This is a genomic window from Desulfosarcina widdelii (assembly GCF_009688965.1).
GTDB lineage: Bacteria > Desulfobacterota > Desulfobacteria > Desulfobacterales > Desulfosarcinaceae > Desulfosarcina > Desulfosarcina widdelii.
Map to the genome: position 1 here is coordinate 4626715 of NZ_AP021875.1, position 20698 is coordinate 4647412.

At 57.2% G+C, this 20698-nt stretch carries 21 protein-coding genes; 13 read left to right on the plus strand and 8 right to left on the minus strand.

Going from position 1 to position 20698, the window contains the following annotated elements; all coding sequences use genetic code 11:
- Positions 1-53: 53 nt before the first annotated feature.
- Together GN111_RS21245 and GN111_RS21250 are read right to left on the minus strand one after the other, a co-directional pair.
- Positions 54-827 (minus strand): TIGR03943 family putative permease subunit, encoded by a 774-nt coding sequence (locus GN111_RS21245; RefSeq protein ID WP_155305678.1) that lies wholly within the window; start codon positions 825-827, stop codon positions 54-56.
- Positions 824-1906 (minus strand): permease, encoded by a 1083-nt coding sequence (locus GN111_RS21250; protein ID WP_170302395.1) that lies wholly within the window; start codon positions 1904-1906, stop codon positions 824-826. Before GN111_RS21250 ends, GN111_RS21245 begins: the two co-directional genes overlap by 4 nt.
- A 295-nt stretch (positions 1907-2201) precedes the next feature.
- On the opposite strand from GN111_RS21250, the gene GN111_RS21255 reads away from it, so the two are divergent.
- The 4 genes from GN111_RS21255 to GN111_RS21270 are packed head-to-tail and all read left to right on the plus strand — an operon-like array spanning position 2202 to position 5177.
- Positions 2202-3113 carry a metal ABC transporter solute-binding protein, Zn/Mn family gene (locus tag GN111_RS21255; RefSeq protein ID WP_155305680.1) on the plus strand — a complete coding sequence of 304 codons (912 nt, stop codon included), beginning with the start codon at positions 2202-2204 and terminating at the stop codon, positions 3111-3113.
- 17 nt (positions 3114-3130) lie between these two features.
- A complete protein-coding gene (locus GN111_RS21260) occupies positions 3131-3910 on the plus strand; it encodes a metal ABC transporter ATP-binding protein (protein ID WP_155305681.1) in 780 nt (259 codons plus the stop codon).
- Positions 3907-4740 carry a metal ABC transporter permease gene (locus tag GN111_RS21265; protein ID WP_155305682.1) on the plus strand — a complete coding sequence of 278 codons (834 nt, stop codon included), beginning with the start codon at positions 3907-3909 and terminating at the stop codon, positions 4738-4740. The genes GN111_RS21260 and GN111_RS21265 overlap by 4 nt, the downstream gene beginning before the upstream one ends.
- A gap of 8 nt (positions 4741-4748) precedes the next feature.
- On the plus strand, positions 4749-5177 hold the full coding sequence (locus tag GN111_RS21270; RefSeq protein WP_155305683.1) for a Fur family transcriptional regulator: 429 nt from the start codon (positions 4749-4751) through the stop codon (positions 5175-5177).
- A 53-nt stretch (positions 5178-5230) separates the two neighbouring features.
- Here the strand turns inward: GN111_RS21270 and GN111_RS21275 are convergent, their stop codons facing one another.
- Positions 5231-6379: a cysteine desulfurase family protein gene (locus GN111_RS21275; RefSeq protein WP_155305684.1), complete on the minus strand. Its 1149-nt coding sequence runs from the start codon at positions 6377-6379 to the stop codon at positions 5231-5233.
- Between the two features lie 258 nt (positions 6380-6637).
- Between GN111_RS21275 and GN111_RS21280 the strand changes: the two genes are divergently transcribed.
- Positions 6638-7396 carry a substrate-binding periplasmic protein gene (locus GN111_RS21280; protein ID WP_155305685.1) on the plus strand — a complete coding sequence of 253 codons (759 nt, stop codon included), beginning with the start codon at positions 6638-6640 and terminating at the stop codon, positions 7394-7396.
- A 93-nt stretch (positions 7397-7489) separates the two neighbouring features.
- Positions 7490-8098, plus strand: a complete 609-nt coding sequence (locus GN111_RS21285; RefSeq protein WP_155305686.1) for a substrate-binding periplasmic protein — start codon at positions 7490-7492, stop codon at positions 8096-8098.
- Here GN111_RS21285 and GN111_RS21290 read toward each other — a convergent pair.
- Positions 7986-8771, minus strand: coding sequence for an RluA family pseudouridine synthase (locus GN111_RS21290; RefSeq protein WP_155305687.1), 786 nt, complete (start codon positions 8769-8771; stop codon positions 7986-7988). The two genes, GN111_RS21285 and GN111_RS21290, sit on opposite strands and share 113 nt — an antisense overlap.
- Before the next feature lie 217 nt (positions 8772-8988).
- Here GN111_RS21290 and rsmG point away from each other — a divergent pair, with 217 nt between their 5' ends.
- The 3 genes from rsmG (at position 8989) to GN111_RS21305 (ending at position 13369) form a co-directional block, all read left to right on the plus strand.
- Entirely contained in the window at positions 8989-10482 is a 1494-nt protein-coding gene (gene rsmG, locus GN111_RS21295; protein ID WP_231715518.1) for a 16S rRNA (guanine(527)-N(7))-methyltransferase RsmG, read from the plus strand.
- A 5-nt stretch (positions 10483-10487) separates the two neighbouring features.
- Positions 10488-11759, plus strand: coding sequence for a serpin family protein (locus tag GN111_RS21300; RefSeq protein WP_155305688.1), 1272 nt, complete (start codon positions 10488-10490; stop codon positions 11757-11759).
- A gap of 329 nt (positions 11760-12088) precedes the next feature.
- Positions 12089-13369, plus strand: a complete 1281-nt coding sequence (locus tag GN111_RS21305) for a 4Fe-4S dicluster domain-containing protein (protein ID WP_155305689.1) — start codon at positions 12089-12091, stop codon at positions 13367-13369.
- A 31-nt stretch (positions 13370-13400) separates the two neighbouring features.
- Here GN111_RS21305 and GN111_RS21310 read toward each other — a convergent pair whose 3' ends face one another.
- From GN111_RS21310 to GN111_RS21325, 4 genes are read right to left on the minus strand one after another with little or no spacing between them, the layout of a single operon-like run.
- A complete protein-coding gene (locus tag GN111_RS21310) occupies positions 13401-13994 on the minus strand; it encodes a hypothetical protein (RefSeq protein WP_170302396.1) in 594 nt (197 codons plus the stop codon).
- Positions 13994-14914, minus strand: a complete 921-nt coding sequence (gene prmA / locus GN111_RS21315) for a 50S ribosomal protein L11 methyltransferase (protein WP_155305691.1) — start codon at positions 14912-14914, stop codon at positions 13994-13996. The genes GN111_RS21310 and prmA overlap by 1 nt, the downstream gene beginning before the upstream one ends.
- Positions 14911-16284, minus strand: coding sequence for a radical SAM family protein (locus GN111_RS21320; RefSeq protein WP_155305692.1), 1374 nt, complete (start codon positions 16282-16284; stop codon positions 14911-14913). The genes prmA and GN111_RS21320 overlap by 4 nt, the downstream gene beginning before the upstream one ends.
- Positions 16281-17600 (minus strand): TIGR04283 family arsenosugar biosynthesis glycosyltransferase, encoded by a 1320-nt coding sequence (locus tag GN111_RS21325; RefSeq protein ID WP_155305693.1) that lies wholly within the window; start codon positions 17598-17600, stop codon positions 16281-16283. Before GN111_RS21325 ends, GN111_RS21320 begins: the two co-directional genes overlap by 4 nt.
- Before the next feature lie 351 nt (positions 17601-17951).
- Here GN111_RS21325 and GN111_RS21330 point away from each other — a divergent pair, with 351 nt between their 5' ends.
- The 4 genes from GN111_RS21330 to cbiQ are packed head-to-tail and all read left to right on the plus strand — an operon-like array spanning position 17952 to position 20698.
- Entirely contained in the window at positions 17952-18710 is a 759-nt protein-coding gene (locus GN111_RS21330; RefSeq protein WP_435050935.1) for a DUF4198 domain-containing protein, read from the plus strand.
- A 31-nt stretch (positions 18711-18741) separates the two neighbouring features.
- Positions 18742-19359, plus strand: coding sequence for a cobalt transporter CbiM (gene cbiM / locus GN111_RS21335; RefSeq protein WP_155305695.1), 618 nt, complete (start codon positions 18742-18744; stop codon positions 19357-19359).
- Positions 19356-19946: a NikL family nickel/cobalt ECF transporter subunit gene (locus GN111_RS21340; RefSeq protein ID WP_155305696.1), complete on the plus strand. Its 591-nt coding sequence runs from the start codon at positions 19356-19358 to the stop codon at positions 19944-19946. Before cbiM ends, GN111_RS21340 begins: the two co-directional genes overlap by 4 nt.
- Positions 19946-20698: a cobalt ECF transporter T component CbiQ gene (gene cbiQ, locus GN111_RS21345; protein WP_155305697.1), complete on the plus strand. Its 753-nt coding sequence runs from the start codon at positions 19946-19948 to the stop codon at positions 20696-20698. Before GN111_RS21340 ends, cbiQ begins: the two co-directional genes overlap by 1 nt.

Consider the following 20698-nt stretch of genomic DNA (forward strand, 5'->3'; position numbering starts at 1 on the left):
GGGCACGGCGCGCCGTGCCCCTACAACAACCTGCGAACAGTTTGGAGAATCATTTAAAACAGGTAGGGTATCACCGGCGCTTCGATGGGTTCGAGGGCGGCATCGGTCACCAGCGGAAAGGACTTGTCATCGACATGATGCAGGGAAAAGGTTCCACTCACCCGCACCCATTGGTCGTTGGCGAATGGTTCGGCCCGGTCTGCATCCACGGCGACGGCAAGGGGCAGGGCATCGGCAGCGCAACAGGTGATCAGGAAACGATAGACGGCCGTATCCCGGCCGCCGAAGTGCTCTTTGAGGGCCTCGTCGCGCATGATCATGCCCGTGAAAACCACCCGCCGGCCTTCATAGCGACCCGCACGGCGATATAAATCCGTGATGAAACACTCGCCCGCGGCCCTCGAACGGGGGCGGGTCGTATCGACGAGGCTCGCCTCTTCTTCGTTTTGTCCATCTTCCCAGGGAAAGCGTTCCCCGCTCGGATCCCGGGAATTGGTCGTGATCGTACCCGTTCCCACGAAACGATTTTTAAAAGCCAGTTCGCCCAGCATGGCATCCGGTACGCCGACCAGGAAAATCAGCGGGAGCAGCAATACGGCAGCCCGCAAGGCGGTCGAGGCATCTTTATCGGTCGTCCGATTCCCGGCGATAGCGGCAATCATGAAACCCATGGCGATGAAAACCGCCGGGACCAGCAGCAGTCCAAACTCCGGCCTCAGAAAGTCCATGTAGCGCCGGGAGCCCAGCAGGTAGACCAGTGCGACCATCCAGGCACCGAACACAAAAGGGTGCAGCCAGCGGGAAAAGATGGTGTCGGGCGATTTCATGCGAGCATCCCGGTGAGCGTTTCGTAGCCCATGGAAAATAGAAAAACCATGAGCGCAACCAGACTGGCCAATGCGACGATGGCGCGGTTGGTGAAAAGGCTCCGGTACATCAGCAGCAGTTTGAGATCCAGCATCGGCCCGGTCAGCAGGAAGGCCAGTTGCGCCGGAATCGGCATCATTCCCTGGAAAGAGGCCGCGATAAAGGCGTCGGCCTCGGAGCACAGGTTGAGCAAAATGGCCAGCGACATCATCAGAAGCACGGATACCGCCGGAATATCGGCCAATTCCGTGAACAGGGATCGTTCGACAACCGTTTGCGCCAGAGCGGCGATAAAGGCTCCGATCACCAGGTAATGGCCTACGGCAAAAAAGTCATTTTTAGCATGGATAAAGGCCTCACCCGCTTTATCCATCCAATCGGCCGGGGCCGCGGCGGTGTGGGGCGAGCAGCACCCGCATGCCGGGGCATGGGAATCGTGCATGCAGCCGCAAGGCGAGGAAGCCGGATCGATCCCGATTGTAAGGATTGCCGGCGCGTTTTGGAACAAGCGCCCCATGACAAGCCCGATGACAACGGCCAGGAAGTAGCCCCCAAGCAGGCGTAAGGCCACCACCTGCCAGTCAAAGGCATAGGCTAGGGCGGTGGAGGCCGCCACGACGGGATTGACGATGGGTCCGCCGAGCAGGTAGCCGATAGCAGCCGCAAGGGGGAAACCCTTGCCCACCAGTCGCCTGACCACCGGAACCACGGCGCACTCACAGACCGGGAAAAGAATGCCTGCGGCAGCCGCGACGCAAACGGTTTGCCAGCCCCGTTCGGGCAGCAATGCGGTCATACGTTCCCGGCTCAAGAACGCCTCGATTACCCCACCGACCAGCGAGCCCATAAGCATGAACGGAATCGCTTCCAGAACGATGCTGATAAAAACAATGGCCAGGGAATTCAGGGCGGACGAATCCGACCTGGCGGGAAGGAATAAAAACGCCGCCACCAGAAAAACCGCAGGCAGCCAGTCGATGGCAGCCAAACGATTGAAATTTCGACTTTTTAAACGAGATGTGTTCTTTGAATCCAGCATGATCAACCTTGTATAAACGAGCAGCATCGCCGTAGGAGATAGCTGATAGCAGAAGATGCACGGGAAGGAAACAGGCAAGCCATAAGCGAAGGAGCTGTTTTTTGACTCGGTCCCGTTGCGCCGGTCGGATTTATGCAATATATTTGCATAACAAATTTTCGCCGTATATTCGCTTTTTGTTTTAAATAATCATATAAAACAAAATATTAATCATAAATTGTCTGGATAAAGGGTGTTGAAAAATAGTTGCGTCTGATTCCACTTTTCTCTAAATCCTTGCCGCGAGGAGATTGACATGAACCGTACATTTTTTAATTTTTTATCCATTATTTGTATGTTATTTGGATTTGCATCAACGGCTGCGGCGGACGACAAGCTGCCTGTTTTCGTCAGTATCGTACCCCAGAAATTTTTCGTGCAACAAATTGGCAAAGACCTGGTGGATGTCCAGGCGATGGTTCAACCCGGCGCCAGCCCGGCCACCTACGAACCCAAACCCAGACAAATGGCTGCGCTTTCCAAAGCCAAAATTTATTTTTCCATCGGCGTTCCTTTCGAAAATGTCTGGCTGAACAAGATTGCCGCCGCCAATCCGCAAATGAGTTTGGTCCACACGGATGACGGCATTGAAAAGATCGCCATGGGAGGACATCATCACCATGATGATCATGCGGGCAAGGATCAAGAAGAGAAACACCATGGGGACGACCATGAGCATGCCGGTCTCGATCCGCATATCTGGCTGTCCCCACCCCTGGTGGAGGTTCAGGCGCGAACGATCACAACCGCCCTGCAGACCGCCGATCCCGCCCATCGGGATTTGTACGACGCCAATTTCCGCGACTTCGTTGGCCGGATCGATCAGTTGGACAATGAATTGAGACAGACCCTTGCCGGCAAGTCCGGGATGTCGTTCATGGTTTTTCATCCGGCCTGGGGTTATTTCGCCCATGCCTATGGCCTCAGGCAATTGCCCGTCGAGGTCGAAGGCAAGGACCCGAAACCGGCCCAGTTGCAAGCGTTGATCGAAAATGCTAGAGAACACGACATCCGTGTTGTTTTCGTGCAGCCGCAGTTTTCCACCAAAAGCGCCGAACTGATTGCCCGGGAAATCGGCGGCCAGGTTGTGGCTGCCAATCCGCTGGCCGAAGACTGGATGGCCAACTTGCGCCAGGTTGCTGACAAGTTCAAGGCCGCTCTCAAATAAACTAAAGAAAGGTGACCATGGCTCTGGTCGAAATCAACAACGTCTATTTTTCCTATAACGGCGATACTGTTCTCGAGGATATCAATCTGGATGTCCGACAAGGGGATTTCATCGCCATGATCGGACCCAATGGCGGCGGTAAAACCACGCTGCTGAAAATCATGTTGGGGTTGTTGAAACCGAATTCCGGCACGATCCGCGTTAACGGCGATTCCGCGCACAAAGCGTCTTCCTGCATCGGCTACGTGCCCCAGGATGTCCACATCAACAGCCGGTTTCCCATTACCGCCCTGGACGTGGTCCTGATGGGGAAGCTGGACCGCAATAAACGCTGGGCTAGAAAAACAGCGGCGAATCGCCGGGAGGCTTTGGACGCCCTGGAACAATTGGACATGGACATCCACGCCGAAAAAAAAATCGGCGAACTGTCCGGCGGGCAGCGCCAGCGGGTCTTCATCGCCAGGGCCTTGGTCACCCGGCCCAAACTGCTGTTGCTGGATGAACCCACGGCCAGTATCGACACAAGAGGGCAGGCCGATTTTTTCAAGCTTCTGGAAAAACTCAACCGGGAGATCACCATCGTCGTGGTCAGCCACGACCTGCTCGTCATTTCCCGCTACATAAAATCCGTCGCCTGCGTGAACCGGCGGCTGCATTACCACGACCAGGCGGAAATTACCGGCGACATGCTCGAAACCATGTATCCATGCACCGTCGAGGAAACGTGTCCCGTCGAACTGATTGCCCACGGGCATCTTCCGCACAGGGTGTTGAGGCATCACGAGGATGATCGATGATTGAAGCCCTACAATTCGAGTTCATGCGCAACGCCCTGCTGGCCGGCCTGCTGGCCGCCGTCATTTGCGGCATCATGGGCACGCTGGTAGTGGTCAACCGGATTGTGTTTCTTTCCGGTGGAATCGCCCACGCCGCATACGGCGGCATCGGACTTTCCTTTTTCTTCGGCTGGCCCTATATGGTCGGAACGATCGGGTTCTCGCTGTTTGCCGCCATGCTGATGGCGGCCATCACCCTGCAAGCCAAGCATCGCGCAGATACGATCATCGGCGTAATCTGGGCGCTGGGCATGGCTTTCGGCATTATCTTGATGGACCTGACGCCGGGGTACCATGTGGACCTGATGAGCTATCTGTTCGGCAGCATCCTCACGGTGCCGGACAGCGACTTGTGGACCATGCTCATCATGGCCGCGGTGATCGCGGTTTTCGTCGTGGGCTACTACAACGACCTGCTGGCACTCTCCTACGACGAGGAGTTCGCCCAGGTCCGGGGCGTACCGGTCAAGGGCCTTTATTTCACCATGATCGGGATGCTGGCCATCACCATCGTCATGGTCATCCAGGTGGTGGGACTGATTCTGATTATCGCCTTGTTGACCATCCCGCCCTTTATCGCCGAAAAATATGCCAAATCCCTGTTCCAGATGATGGCGGGATCAAGCATTCTGGGAGCCCTGTTCACCATGACCGGTCTGTGGCTGGCCTACCGGTTCGATCTGACGTCGGGCGCCTCGATCATCCTGGTTTCCGGGATCGCTTTTTTAATTATCCTGGGCACTGAAAAACTGCGCCTGTCCGCACGAAAAGCCAATGGGCGTAAATCGTAAGGAACGCCATGTGCCATCAATGCAATTATGAATCGTTGTTGACCGAAGCGAAACTTGGCCCTACCGAAAACCGTCGGCGCGTGCTGGAAGTCATCGGCAACAACCGGTTCCCCCTTTCTGCAGGCGATGTTTATCAGACGCTGGAGCGCACCGGCTCCATCAACCGGGTAACGGTCTACCGAATTCTGGATCTTTTGGTGGACCACGGCCTGGTGGAGCGCATCAGCACCGGCGGCCGGGCTTTTTGTTACGGAATGGCGCCCAACGAAAATCACCGACCCCATCCCCATTTTTACTGCAAACGCTGCGGCCGCATGGACTGTTTGAGTCCGGAAAGTCTTACGATTGATATCGATGCGTTATTGCAGACCTTTCCCGGGCGCATCGACAAGGTGGAAGTCCGGGTGGACGGGGTGTGCAAGGACTGCCTGAAATAGGGTCGGAAATCGTCGAACAGGCGCATCTGCCGGTCGTCCCCGGCAGATTTATTTCACCCCGGATTTTTTCGCAGTTTCACAACCGCGTCAACAACCACTGCAACGGCCTGATCGATCTGATCGGCAGTGGTCATGCGGCCCGTGGAGAACCTTACCGTTCCCTTGGCCCATTTTACCGGTATCCGTATGGCTTCCAGGACATGGGAAAGCTGAACCGTGTCCGAATGGCAGGCCGCACCGGCCGAGGCGGCCACCTCCAGGCCGATCTCCTCCAGAATTCGATTGGCTTCCAAGCCCTTGAATGAAAGACTCAACGTGTTGGGCAGCCTTTGTTCCGGGTGCCCGTTGAGGCGAACCTCGCCCAATTGATCGGTCAGTCCCCGGTGCAGCCTGTCGCGCATGGCTTTCAGGTGGGTTTGGGTGTGGTCCAGGCTGCGCTCGGCCATCTCGCAGGCCTTGCCCAGCCCGACGATTTCCAGGACATTTTCCGTGCCGGCCCGCCAGCCCATCTCCTGCCCTGCGCCGTGGCAGAACTTTTCAGGCACCACTCCCTTTCTCACATAAAGCGCACCGATGCCTTTGGGGGCATACACCTTGTGCCCGGCCACCGACAGCATGTCCACGTTCAAACGTTGAACGTTCGTTTCGATCTTGCCCACACTCTGGGCCGCGTCGGTGTGCATGTGAATATTGTATTTTTTGGCCAGTTCGCCAATCTCGGAAATGGGCTGGATGGTTCCCACCTCGTTATTGGCATGCATGACGGTAATCAGGATGGTCTCGGGCCGGATGGCAGCCGCGACATCTTCCACGCGAACCATGCCGGTGTCGTCCACTTCAACGTAGGTCGTGGTGAAGCCCTCGCCCTCCAGATGGCGGCACACCTCCAGGATTGCCGGATGTTCAACGGTGCTGGTGATGAGGTGGTGCCCCTTGTCTTTCAGCGCCCGGGCCGCACCTTTAATGGCGTGGTTGTTGGATTCGGTGCCGCCGGAAGTGAAAAAAACCTCGGTCGGCTCGCAGCCCAGCAGAGCGGCCACCTGCCGTCGGGCGGCTTCCACCGCTTTTTTGGGGCGAATGCCATACCAGTGTGAACTGGACGGGTTGCCGAATTCGGTTTCCAGAAAGGGGCGCATGGCCGCAATCACTTCCGGATCGTGGGGGGTGGTGCCGTTGTAGTCCAGGTAGACGGGCTGAATCATGAGAACGCTCCAATGGCAGCTTCTGTTTTCCGGTATCAACGAAAACCGGATTTTATCAGGATGTATATTGGCCTCGAATCGGGCTGATCGAAGCCGGTGAAGCGATATATTTTCATAATTTCTTATATCATGTCAATCGCTTGGGCTTGGATGCGAGCCTTTCCAAAACCACCATGAATGTGATAATAATATGACAATGCCTGTATCCCCTCTGGAACCGTTCGATCCCGACAACCAAACCCAGCGAAAAGAGATGCAATGAAAAATGCGGTGGGCGTTATCCTTTTACTTCTGATGATTGCCCCGCATGCCGGAGCGGAAACCTATTTTTTCGTGGGGAGCCATTTCCCGATCCTCTCGGAGGAGACTGAAGACGGCAGTCTTTGCGGTATCGGTGTTGATGTTGCCAGACGGATCGGCTTGAAACTCGGTCATACCTTCACCATCCGCATAGTTCCCTGGGAGCGTGCCAAAACCATGGTAAAGACAGGCGACGCAGACGTGCTGATTGCGCCTTTCAAGACCCCCGAACGGGAAAAATGGCTCGATTACTCCGCCACTTATTTCTTCGTGGACAGGTCGTTTTTTTTCGTAAAACCCGGCAGCCCGGTTACCTGGGACGGCACGTTTGCTTCGTTGCAGGGTTTGAAAATCGGTCTTGTCCAGGGGTGGAGCGTCGGCCCCGTCTTCGACCAGGCAAAAGAGGCATTGCAGATTGATTATGCCCCCACATTGGATCTCTGCTTCAAAAAATTGCTTTACAACCGTATCGATATGATTCCCACCCAGGACCGCGAAGCAAATGCCGCTTTCAAACGGATGCATCTCAACGATACGGAGAAACCGATAGCCATTTTGCCCGAACTGGACATCAACTACAACTACTTCGCTTTCTCGAAAAAGAAAAACCTGTCCGTGTTCAAAAGAGAATTCGACCGGATGTTGAAGCAGATGCAGACCAGCGGGGAAATCGCCCGAATGCTGAAAGAAAACTATGGCATTTCCGGCTATAAGTGAAATCGGCAATATCCGTTGTCCACGGTTCAACCCTCTTTTGCTGCTGGAAAGTACAAAAAGAAGACAAACCGTTTCCAAGTTTTAGGAAAAAAGATGAAAACGATTGCCTTGCTTTCATGGCTGCTTTGTTGGCCAACAGTGGTCTTTGCGGAGGCATTGCCGGTGGTGTGTCAGGAGTTCCCTCCGTATAATTACATTGGAGAGGACGGTAGGTTTACCGGCACCAGTACGGAAATCCTCATCGCAGTGCTGAAAAGAATGGGATATGAAGCCGATATCCAGTTGCTTCCCTGGAATCGGGCCTACCATCGCGCCGCCTCCGGCGAGGCCGCTATTTTATACACATTCAGCAAAAACGCCCAACGGGAAGATCATTTTTTCTTCACAGATGGATTGGCCTCCATCGAAATCGTCTTTTTCAAAAGAAAATCGGATTCCATCACCTGGGAAGAACTGACCGACGTTAAAGACCTTCGCATCGGCTATGTCGACGGTTACAACTATGGAGATACCATGATGGAGGCGCTCCGGCAGGCCGCTACGCTTAACCCTATTGCCAAACATATTTTCACGGGGTGTCCGCTCCTGGCTAGGAAGGGTCAATTGCCTGCCAGTCCATCATCCGCCAATCCCAGGGCGGACGTTCGCCTTCATGAAGGTCAGCTTCCGGCCAGGGCCATTGATGCGGGATGGGGCAGATGAGATCCAGTTGCGTTTTTCGGGTGGGATGCTCAACGGACAGGCTGCGGGCCAACAGGGCGATCTGTTTTTCCGGCAGCGGCTCGTCGGCGCCGTAACGCAGATCGCCGAGGATCGGGTGGCCCATGCGGGCCAGCTGGATGCGGATCTGGTGGCGCCGGCCGGTTTCCAGGGTGACTTCCAGAAGGCTTCTTTCGTCTGCCGTGGCCAATCGCGTATAAGACAAGCGCGCCTCCTGGCTGTCTGCCGTCGGCGCGGGAACCACTCGGCTCGTCCGGTCCTGCCGTTCGATGTGATCGATTCGCCGTTGCGATTCTTGGGCGACAATACCCTGCACCACGGCCAGGTATCGCTTGTCTACGATGCGCTCCCGAAACTGGCGGGCCAGGCGTCCGGCGGCCTTGGATGTCCGTGCGAACAGCACCACGCCGGCCACCGGACGGTCCAGCCGATGGACCATGGCCAGAAAGACGTTCCCCGGCTTGTCGTAGCGCTCCTTGATCCACTGTTTGGCCAGATCCAGCAGGCAGACGTCGCCGGTGCGGTCCCCTTGCACCAGCAGTCCCGATGGTTTATAAACCGCCAACAGATGGTTGTCTACATACAGCACCGGCCAGCGTTTGTCGAAAAAGAACGGTCGATCGGTTTTGTCGAAGGTGGTGTCCAGGGCATCCATACGCGGCTCGGATTTTCGGGGTTTATCGGTTTGGTTTGATAAGTACACCTATTCATAAACACGATGGTATTCGATTGCCGCTGCATCCCGGCTCGCGGCGTTGCTCGGCGCGTAAATAGGCTTTGGCTATTCACGCTTCTCGCGCCTTGCGATCCGGGCGCAGCAACAATCTCGATACGTCATCGTATTTACGAACAGGTGCACTAAGGGGTACCATGTGAAACTAAAGGGTACAAGTTTTGAGAAGAAAAGGGGTCCGGCAGGCAAGACGGCACCCTCTGCCAGCCGAATGGATTTTCTGCTACAGCGCTGCGGAATTCGCCTCAGCGGCGCTCAACTCGAGCCGCTCTGGCGCTACCATCAACTGCTGCGGCAATTCGACGCCGAACTGAATCTCACCCGGATTCACAATTTTGAGAACATGGTGGTCAAGCTCTATGCCGATTCCATCCTGCCGGCCCTGCAATATCCGCAGTTGCCGTCTCCGCTGCTGGATCTGGGAACCGGCCCTGGCATGCCGGGCATTCCATTGAAAATTTTCCGTCCGGATCTGCACATCCTGCTGGCGGAGAGTCGCCAACAACGGGTCCATTTCTTGAAAACGGTTGTGGAGGAATTGAATCTGCCCGGTCTCGATGTGATCGAGCGGGGAATTGCCCCGGACTTTGACAAGCCTGTGGCCGGGGTGATCACCCGGGCCGTGGAACCCATCGCCGACACCCTGAAACGCGTGTCCGGGTGTCTGAAAAAAAATGGCTTGGTCATATTCATGAAAGGCCCCCGCTGCGATGAGGAAATGGCGCAGGCGGCACGGGACTGTTGCGACGATTACGCTTTGGCCGAGGATATTGCCTACCAGATTCCCCAGACCCCGCACCGGCGCCGTCTGATCTGCTACCGGCGCAGGGTTGCCGCGTTTAAGGCCACGCAGGCTCCCGACCCACCGTCACCTTACCGCATCCGGGAAATCGAAAGTGAATCCAATCCGGTTTTCAAGGATCTGAAAAAGCTGCTTACCGGACGGGGCGTAAAAAAAGGAGGGAAGACCCTGATTTGTGGTCGGCGGCTGGTCGCCGAGGCGATGCGTTGCGCTCCCGAGCGCTGCCGGGCCTGGATCGGCAGCGGCGACCGCCATGAACCGCCGGCCGAGGCACCGTACGAAATGGAATGGCTTCAATTGTCCCCGCAGCTATTCGGGCAACTGGACCTGTTCGGTACCCGTACGCCCATACTGCTTTACGATTTGCCGGAAATCCCTGCCTGGGATGCCGGCAATGCGGCCCCCGGTTGCAGCCTGTTGATCCCGTTTCAGGATCCTGAAAATGTCGGCGCCGTTATCCGCAGTGCCGCTGCCTTTGCGGTGGAGCGCATCGTTCTGCTCGCCGAAAGCGCCAATCCCTTCCACCCCAAGGCCATTCGCGCTTCGGCCGGAACCGTTTTGTCGGCCAACCTTTATGCGGGGCCTTCCCTGAAGGACCTGAGGGGTAATCTGCCGGTCGTGGCCCTGGCCGCTTCGGGCCGGCCGATCGCCAATTTCGCCTTCCCGGAATCTTTCTGCCTCTTGCCGGGCATGGAAGGTCCGGGCCTTGATTCACGCTGGCTCGACAATGCCGTGTCTATTCCCATGGCCGAAGACGTTGAATCCCTGAACGCGGCCACGGCCACGGCGATCACTCTTTATGAATGGCGCCGGCAACGTAAAGGAGAATAAAGCCAATGGTATCCATACTCGGGAAAAAGCTGCTTCCACTCCTTTGCATTTTCATCACACTGGGTTGCACACCATCCATGGCAAACGACTTACGGGAAAGCGCTCTCGCCGCCGGAAATGACTTTGCCCTGGACCTGTACAACCGACTGGCAGATTCCGAAGGGAATCTCTTCTTTTCGCCGGCGAGTGTCCAGACAGCCCTGGCCATGACCTACGCCGGCGCAAAGACCCGAACGGCTGCACAGATGGCAAAGGTCCTGCATGTTGAAAAAGCCGGCCAGGGAATCCACCCGGCATTCCAGTCCCTGCTGCAACAGCTCAATACCCCCCGGATGTTCAAATCCTACGAAAAGGTCGGCGATGAGATCAAACCGGTCGAGAAACCCGCCTATGAGTTGGTCATCGCCAATGCGCTTTGGGGGCAACAGGATTATCCCTGGAACCAGGCGTTTCTGACGCTGACGGCATCCAATTACGGGGCCGGCCTGCGGCAGGTCGATTTTTCAAATCATCCTGATGAAGCCCGCAAAACCATCAACAACTGGGTGGAAGAGAAAACCCGGGACCGGATCAAGGATTTGATTGCAAAAGGTGCGATCAGTCCCATGATGCGCCTGATCCTGACCAACGCGATCTATTTCAAGGCTGCCTGGGCCGAACCATTTGACGATCATGCGACCCGAGAGATGCCCTTTCATGTTTCCGAATCCAGCCAGGTTTCTGTGTCGATGATGTTTCAGAAGGAAGGTTTCCATTACCTGGAAACCGACAGCTTCCAAGCCTTGGAACTGCCCTATAAGGCCTACGAACTATCCATGATCGTATTCCTTCCCAAAACTATGGACGGGTTGGATGATTTTGAAAAATCCCTGTCCGCCGAAAAACTGGATCGCTGGAGGGCAGCCCTTCATCGCGAAGAAGTCGAGGTGTATTTTCCAAAGTTCGAGTTCACCAGCAGCTTCAGCCTGTCCAAAAGCCTCAAGAATTTGGGCATGGAGGATGCCTTCTCGCCGACGTCAGCCGATTTTTCGGGCATGACCACCGCCGAAAGAATCTTTATCTCCGAGGTCATCCACAAAGCATTTGTAGCCGTAGACGAAGACGGGACTACGGCCGCGGCTGCAACGGCGGTGATGATGGAAGCTACCGCCATGCCCATGCCCAAGCCGGAGCCAAAGGTTTTCAGGGCCGATCACCCATTCCTGTTCTGTATTTGCCACAATCCCACCGGCAAGATTCTTTTCATGGGAAGAGTTGCCGATCCCCGAACCAGATAGGCTGACACCGTGGTGGCTGCGACCATCGCCCTTTATGATGAAGTCGTAAGAAGTCTAAACTTTCATCTTTTCGTCATTCCGGCGCAGGCCGGGATCCAGTTGTTTCAATGGGTTCTGGATGCCGGATCAAGTCCGGCATGACGACTCTGGCACTTTTTACGAGACAGTCTTTTATTAATGACGCCGAAATTTTGAATAATTGATATCTCTGCCCAGTTTTGATAGAATTAATTTATATCAATGTTCTCACAAAACGTTTTTTAGACCCCCAATAGCCATATAACCGGTACAGTCCTTCTCATACTCATTCGTTACCGAAGGAGGATGCCATGGCTCATGTTTTGACTCAATCCGCATACGCCCGCCTTACCGAACGGCTCAACCGCTTTCCCCAGGGGGCGCCCCCGACCGAACTGCTCACTAAAATCCTGAAAATTCTCTTCGATCAAAAGGAAGCCGAAATGGTTTCTCTTTTGCCGGTAAAACCTTTCACGGTGAAAAAGGCGGCCCGCGTCTGGGAGATGTCGGAAAAAGAAGCACGCAAGGTGCTGGAACGACTGGCCGAAAAGGCGCTACTGGTCGATTTTCAAACCGATGGCGAGATGCACTACGTGCTGCCGCCGCCCATGGCCGGGTTTTTCGAATTCTCCATGATGCGCATACGCAAGGATATTGACCAGAAGCTGCTGTCCGAGCTTTTTTACCAGTATTTGAACCAGGAGGAGGACTTTGTTCGCGAACTCTTCGCCACGGGGCAGACCCAGCTCGGGCGGGCTTTCGTCAACGAAACGGTCCTGTCCGAGGAAAACAGCCTGCACGTGCTGGATTGGGAGAGGGCCAGCGAAGTGATCCGAACCGCCACCCACCGCGGCATCAGTGTGTGTTACTGCCGGCACAAGATGATGCACCTGGATCGGGCCTGTTCGGCGCCCATGGAAATCTGCATGACCTTCAACACGGCAGCTGAATCGCTGATCCGGCACGGGCATGCCCGGTCCGTAGAGGCTTCCGAAGGGCTGGACCTGCTGGCCGAGGCCAGGGAGAACAATCTGGTCCAGTTCGGTGAGAACGTGCGCCAGGGGGTCAATTTCATCTGCAACTGCTGCGGATGCTGCTGCGAAGCCATGATTGCCGCGCGGCGGTTTGCCGTTATGCACCCCATCCACACGACCCATTTTCTCCCCCGGGTGGACGAGAATACCTGCGACGGCTGCGGCAAGTGCGTGTCCCTGTGTCCGGTGGAAGCCATGACCCTGGTGTCCGCCAACGACCCCAAACGACCCAAACGCAAGATCGCCCGGGTGGACGAAGACCGCTGCCTGGGTTGCGGGGTGTGCTTGCGGGCATGCACCAGGACCAACAGCCTTTCCCTTGAACATCGGCCGCAGCGGGTACTCACCCCGTTGAATGCCACCCATCGGGCGGTGGTCATGGCCGTGGAACGCGGTAAACTTCAGGACCTGCTGTTTGACAACCGGGTGCTGTGGCACCATCGTGCCCTGGCCGCCGTGCTCGGGGCCATTTTGCGGCTGCCGCCGGTGGCCCGGGCCATGGCCACCGATCAGGTCAAATCCCGCTACCTGGAGGCTCTGGCGCTGCGCTACTCGTGATGCGTCACGGTCCAGGTCGATTCATGCATTTTTACTCGAACCCCCTGCCGGAAAACCGTTCGAGAAACGCCCGGTCCACCACCCATTCGTCGTCTTTTTGTATCCATTCCAGTTGCAGGTTGTAGAGGTCGGCCTTGTCGCCGACCGCTTCGAGCCAGGCCATGGGATCGTCCCGCAGGGTGTCCAGGCCGGGAATCTCATGATCTTTTCGGACGATCAGAAAGGGGAACCGGGTTGAGGCTTCTCCGGCCGCTGCGATGATTTCGATTTCGGGACGGGGGTAGAAGACGGCAAGCGGCCCGTAGTATTTGAAGGTTCGCCAAAGGACGGGCCGAATACCGTTGCGATCCAGATTCATGGGCATGGCCACGACCCCCTCGGAGGCGAGTTTCAGCAGGCCGCCGATATCGTGGGCTTCGGCCCGTTCCGCGCCCCTGGCGATCTGCGCAAGGATTTTGTCCGCATCATCCCCGCGGGAGCAGGCCGTGCAGAGCGTGAAGAAGACAATGGCCGCCACGACAGTGTTGACGACCCTGCTGTGAGGTTTGGTGATGGTTTTCTTCCATCTTCCGTCCCCTGTTTTACCTTCTCTGCCCTCCGTCTTCTGTCCTCTATCTTCGGTCATCATGCCTCCGTTTTGCGCGCCGCGATGGCCACCCACCCCCCCTTTTCCAGAATTTCGATCACGGTCAGGCCGGATTTTTCCAGGCCGGACAGTACGGACTCTTTTTTCTCCACGATGATGCCGGAACAGATGAGGATTCCGTTTGGTTCGAGTACCGCCGTCACATCGGGAAGAAGATCCAGGATCACTTCGGCCAGAATATTGGCCGCCACGACATGAAAGGTACTGTCCACTTGTTCGACAAGGTTGCCGGTCATCAGGCGGTAATCCTGGACACCATTGGCCAGCAGATTTTTCTCGGCCACGGAAACGGCAACTTCGTCATTGTCCACGCCGCATGCATTTATGGCCCCCAGCTTGGCGGCGGCGATCATCAGGATCCCCGATCCGGTGCCCACATCCAGAAATGTGTCGCCCGGCTGCAGATGAGACTGAATCTGCCGGATGCAAAGGGCCGTGGTGGGATGGGTGCCGGTGCCGAAGGCCATGCCCGGGTCGATTTCCAGGATGATTTCATTGGGTTTGGCAGCATATTCCCGCCAGGAGGGCTTGACCACGATGGTGTCGGTGATTTGTTCCGGCCAGAAATACTCCTTCCAGGCTTCGGCCCAATCCTGCTCGTCTATGCGGGAGTAGACCACTCGGGTCACGATCCCGGAGGCTTTTTGCAGATGCATCAGTGCATCTTCGAGCCGCCGGCATTTTTCGGCCGCTTGATCCGTGTCGGCAAAATAGCCGATGACCGCCGGCTCTTGTGGCGGCGGAACGGCATCGTCGGCCCAGTCCGGCTTCGGATCCATTTGCGGATCGTTGACGACCACGCCCTTGAGGCCCAACGAGTAAAAGGTGTCCGCCACCAGGTCCGCGGCCAGACCAATGTCCGGGCAGTCGAAAACCACTTTTGCGGCAATCCATTTCATGGTTTTTTTTCCTTTTGGTTAGCTACCAGCAAGTCCGCGAAGCGTTCCCTGGGTGGGTTGAAATAGCTGAACCGCAGGCGGGGATAGCGTTTGCCGATCATTTGCAGCAGCCGGTCCATTCCCACCGCCGGTCCCATGGGGGCTGCGGCCTGCATAATTTCCAGGTAGCGCCGGGGGTCGAAGTTGAGATTGCGCCACTGGATCAGATGCACCGGGTGCTTTTCCAAAAAGACCGAAAGGGCGGCTGCCTCTTCTGGGCAATCGGTGAACCCCGGGCAGTTGAGGTAGTTGATGGCCACGTGTCCGCCTTTGGCCAGGGTCAGGTCGATGCTCTCCACCACCTGGTCGAAACCATATCCGCGGGGGCGGAAATAGGCCGTGTAGCAGGGTTCGCGTACGGAATTCATGCTCACCCGGATACTGTCCAGCCCGGCATCCAGCAAGTCCGCCAGGACATCCGGCAGGCTGGCGTTGGTGTTCATGTTGATGGTGCCCTCGGCGGTTGCTTCGCGAATCAGGCGGATGGCCGGTTCGATTTCCGCGGCTGCCATCAGGGGATCGCCTTCGCAGCCCTGGCCGAAGCTCACCACGGCGTTTTCCACCCTTCGGATGTGGGTCAGGGCCACTTCCGCGATCTCCCGGGCCGAAGGAGTAAAGGCAATGCGGTTCTGGCTGCTGGTCAACTGGGCGTCGGACTGCAGGGAGATGCAGCCCATACAGCGGGCATTGCAGGCCTGCGAGGTTGGCAGGGGCGCTTCGTAGCGGCCGAGAAAAAAGTTCTTGCCGGCCGGGCAGCCATAGGTAAGGGCGCAGTGCTCCAGGTGTCTGGCCAGGCGGTTGTCCGGCAATTGTTTCTGCATCTGCCGCACGCCAGCGACGATCCTTTCCTGCGGCATGCGGCGCAGGTCCTGGCGGGGTTCGGTGTCCACCACCATTGCGGCCGACCGGAACCCTTTCTTGTGCCATCCCACTGCGCCGTAGGAAAACAGGGGCAGGATTCGGGCCTGGGGACGTTCTTCATAGGCGCAGGTGTGGGTCAGCACCACACCCGGGGAGTTGAACGCAGCCACGGGAAAAATCTTTTCGTCGGGTGCATAGGGGTTGCGATCCAGAGGGCCGAGCGTTCCGGTTGAACGGTCCAGGAGAACCGGCGCGCGGTCCGGCAGGAACATCAGTTCGCTCCCATGGGGCAGCTCAATGGTGTTGGCCGTTGTCAGAGAAGCGAATTGCGCCCCGTCGGCCCCAACGGCGGCGTAGCCCTCCAGGTCGAAGATTTCTCCCTTTTCGTTGGCCACAACGGCGGTGAGCAATTGGGGCGTTCGGCCTCCGGATCGGTTTTTCTTTCTGTAAGTTCTTTTCGGTCGGGTCATAGTCGTTTTTTCCCCGGGAACAAGCGGTAGAAGGGTGCCAGACGGGCAGGGTTCACCCCGGCCAGGCAACCGATGGCGATGGCGGTGTTGACCAGCGTGGTTCGCAAGGGACCAATTTTTCGCCAGCGTCGGGCCGAGGTCACAACCGGGGCCGCGGTCAGGGCAATGCGTCCTCTTCTGGCCAACCGACGCACCAGATAGAGGTCTTCTGCGATGGGCACCTGCGGAAAGCCGCCAGCCGCCCAAAAATCTTTTTTGCGCAGGAACAGGCCCTGGTCCCCGTAAGGAAGCTGGAGCCAGGCTGCGCGCAATTGGGTCCAGAAGGCGATCCAGTGCATGGCAGGCGTCGCCAGATCCGTTTGAAAACGAAAGGCCCCCAGAACGACGCGCCGATCCATGAGAGTTTCGAAAATATGATCCACATAATTGGCCGGCAAAAGGGTGTCGGCGTGCAAAAACAGCAACACCCGGCCTTCGGCCTCTCCAGTCCCCCGGTTCTGCTGGGCGGCGCGACCCTTGGGCCCTTCGACAATGCGGACCCCATGGTCGCGGGCGACCGCCACGGTGAGATCCGTGCTGCCTCCGTCGGAAACGATGATTTCGGCATCGGCGGATCGGGCGCCGACCAGGGTTGCGGCCAGGTGCCGCTCCTCGTTCAACGTGGGCACAACGATGCTGAGGTAGGGTTTTGCGGCCTCGTTACCGAGTCCTTCCCGCTCTAGATCTTCGGTGTCGTCCAGATCGCTGAGCGGGTCCAGCAGGCTGGGCGCCATGCCCTTGCTGCGGGCCAGGTTCAGCGTGCTTTCCAGAACCGTTGCGGTACTCCAGGCAATACCATCGAAAATGTTTTCCGGACGGGACATGCCCACCAGCCAGTAGCCGCCGTCTTTGGAAGGGCCGATCACCAGATCGTGGCGTTCCAGCCGGTCGAAGGCCGCTTCCAGGTGGTCCGGGGCGAGGCCGGGGATGTCCGTTCCTACCAGCACCACACGGCGGGCGCCCTGGCCGAAGGCCCACTGCAGGGACCGGAACATGCGGCTGCCAAGATCGCCTTGGGTCTGGGGCACATAGTCGATATCTCGCTTGCCCAGCCAGCGCTGCATCTGCTTTTTGCTTCCACCGTCATGGTGAACCGCCAGACGCGCATCGGTCTGTCCAAGGCAGCGCTTGGCAACGGCGACAGTCCATTCGGTGAGCCGGCGCTGAAGGTCGGCGGCGCTGGCAGGACCCAATGCGGGGATCAGGCGGGTTTTCGTTTTTCCCGGCCGGGGGTAGCGCCCGAAAACGATCAGCCGGTGGAGGGATACGGATTTCATGGACCTGCATTTATAAGGTGTTTATGGCATCGATTCCACTTGGGCGAACTTTCCGTTTTTATGACCAAGCGACATCTTCCGCGTCTACCACAGACGGCCGTCAAAGTACATCTATCCGTTATAAAGGTTCAAATAATCAGGGGATTGAAAAATGGTTGACCTTGTCCAGGCCATGGGCTATTGAAGCATCATCGACAGACCGAAGTCTGCCATTGCGGTCCCGACAACTGGTTGTTCCACGATCCACCCGACCATGAAGACTGCGTCTCGAAGGACGCTCGTATTCGTGGTTTTTTGTTTTAACAGTCCCATAATCCTATCGACGGAGGAAACATGCGATTCAGAAACTTGATGGCAGGCGTAACGGTGGTATTCTTGATTATGGTTTTCCAGGGAAGAGCCCTGGCACATTTCGGCATGGTCATCCCATCGGACAACATGGTGATGCAGGAGGACAACCGCAGCGTCACGGTGACCCTCTCCTTTTCCCATCCTATGGAGATGGTCGGCATGGAACTGGTCAAGCCCAAGGAGTTTGCGGTAGCGGCCAATGGCAAGGCGCAGGATCTGCTCGGCCAATTGAAACCGGCCAAAATCATGGATCACAAAGCATGGCAGGTTGATTATGCGATCAAACGGCCCGGTGTCTACATGTTTCACATGGAGCCTCAGCCCTACTGGGAACCGGCCGAAGATTGCTTTATTGTTCACTATACCAAAACCGTGGTGACCGCTTTCGGCGACGACGAGGGCTGGGACGAAGAACTGGGGTTGAAGACCGAAATCGTGCCCCTGTCCAAGCCCTACGGTCTGTATGCAGGCAACGTGTTCCAGGGCATCGTCAAAATGGATGGCAAGCCGATTCCCTACGCCGAAGTGGAAGTGGAATACTACAACCAGGACGAAAAATCCCAGGCGCCTACGGACTACATGGTCACCCAGACCATCAAGGCCGACGGCAACGGCGTATTCACCTACGCCGCGCCCAAGGCAGGCTGGTGGGGGTTTGCGGCCCTGAATACCGCGGATTTCAAGCTCAAACACGACGGCCAGGAAAAAGATGTGGAGATGGGCGCCGTAATTTGGGTCCATTTCGAGAACTGGCAGTAGCGCACAGTGTAACAAAACCAAGGGAGTTCGCATGCATATATCCGAAGGTGTGCTGAGCGGGCCGGTGCTGGCCACCGGAGCCGCGGTTGCCTTGGCCGGTACGGCCGCCGGGCTGAAGAAGCTGGATCTGGACCGTGTGGCCCAGACCGGTATGCTGGCGGCGGCTTTTTTCGTGGCTTCGCTGATCCATGTGCCCATAGGCCCTTCCAGCGTTCACCTGATTCTCAACGGCGTTGTGGGTCTGCTGCTCGGATGGGCGGCCTTTCCCGCCATCCTGACGGCGCTTTTGCTGCAGGCCATGCTGTTCCAGTTCGGTGGCCTTACCGTGCTGGGGGTCAACACCGTGATCATGGCAGGGCCGGCGGTAATCTGTTACTATGTATGCGGCCCCTTTGTTTTGAAAAGCCCTCCGGTTGCTTTCACGGCCGCCTTCATTGCCGGGGCGGGTTCGGTTTTTCTGGCGGGGATACTGGTGGGTGTCAGTCTGGTGTTCACAGGGGAAAATTTTCTTGAAGTCGCCGGACTGGTGGTGGCGGCTCACCTGCCGATCATGGTGATCGAGGGAATTGTTACGGTTTTTTGTGTGGCTTTTCTGAAAAAGGTAAAGCCGGAAATGCTTCCCGGTTACAGCGCAGGAATCATGGTATGAAACAATTTTTGAAAGTGTTCGGTTTGATCTGTGCTTTGATATTCATCGGGCATGGAATGGCACGGGCCCACAAAGTGACCATATTTGCATGGGTCGAAGGGGATCGGGTGTTTACCGAAAGCAAATTCAGCGGCGGTAAAAAGGTGCAAGGCGGGACAGTGACGGTTCTCGACAGCGCGGGGAAGCAACTGCTGGAAGGCAAGACCGACGACAATGGAGAATTCTCCTTCAAAACGCCCGATGCCGACGGGCTGACCATCATTCTCACCGCCGGAATGGGGCACCGGAATCAGTGGACCCTGAGTGCCGCCGAACTGGGGGCCACGGGGGGAAATTCGGCGGCGCCGGCGGTCGAGGAACAGTCCGGGCCCGTTTCTCCAGCTCTTGTAGGCGGAGTGAGCGCCGCGGAAGTGGAGGCCATCGTTGCCCGTCAGTTGGAGGAGAAGCTGCGTCCGCTGACCCATATGGTGGCTGAATCCCGGGAAAAAGGGCCCTCCGTCGCCGATATTTTCGGCGGTATCGGTTACATTTTGGGCCTGGTGGGCCTGGGTGCCTACGTGCGCTATCGCCGGGAGAACCGTTCTTAATGATCGACGAAGCCTTTGCCGAGGGGGATGGCTGGTTGTATCGGATCGATCCGCGCCTCCGGGTTCTGGGTGCCGCGGGATTCGCTGTGGTGGTGGCGGTAGCCTATGATTTCCGGGCACTGCTTTGCGCCCTGGCCATCTCCTTTGGTCTGGTGGTCTCGGCTCGGTTGAGCCTGCGCCGGGTGGTCCGCAGCCTGCTGGCGGCGCTGCTTTTCCTGGCACTGCTATGGCTGGTGCTGCCCTGGTCTTACGAGGGGCCGGTCTGGTTCGAAATCGGTCCCGTCGGCGTTACCCGGCCGGGAGTTGTCCTGTGCAGCCAGATCAGTTTGAAAACGGTTGCCCTGATGACGGCTTTCATGGCACTGGTGGCCACCATGACCGTCGACACGCTGGGCCACGCCCTCAGCCGCCTGCAACTGCCCGACAAGATGGTATACCTGCTTTTGATCACCTACCGCTACCTCTTCGTCATCGAACAGGAATACCAGCGGCTGGTTCGGGCCATGAAAATCCGGAACTTCCGGCCGACTACCAGCCTGCACACCTATCGAACCTATGCCTATCTGGTGGGAATGTTGTTCGTCCGCGCTTTGGAGCGTGCCCGGCGGGTGCACTGCGCCATGATCTGCAGGGGGTTTTCCGGCCGGTTTGTCAGTCTGCGACAATTTCCGTCCAACCCGCTCAATTCCGTTTTTTCCTTTGGCGCCATCGGGGCTGTCGGACTGCTGATCGTGCTGGAATGGGTGATTTGA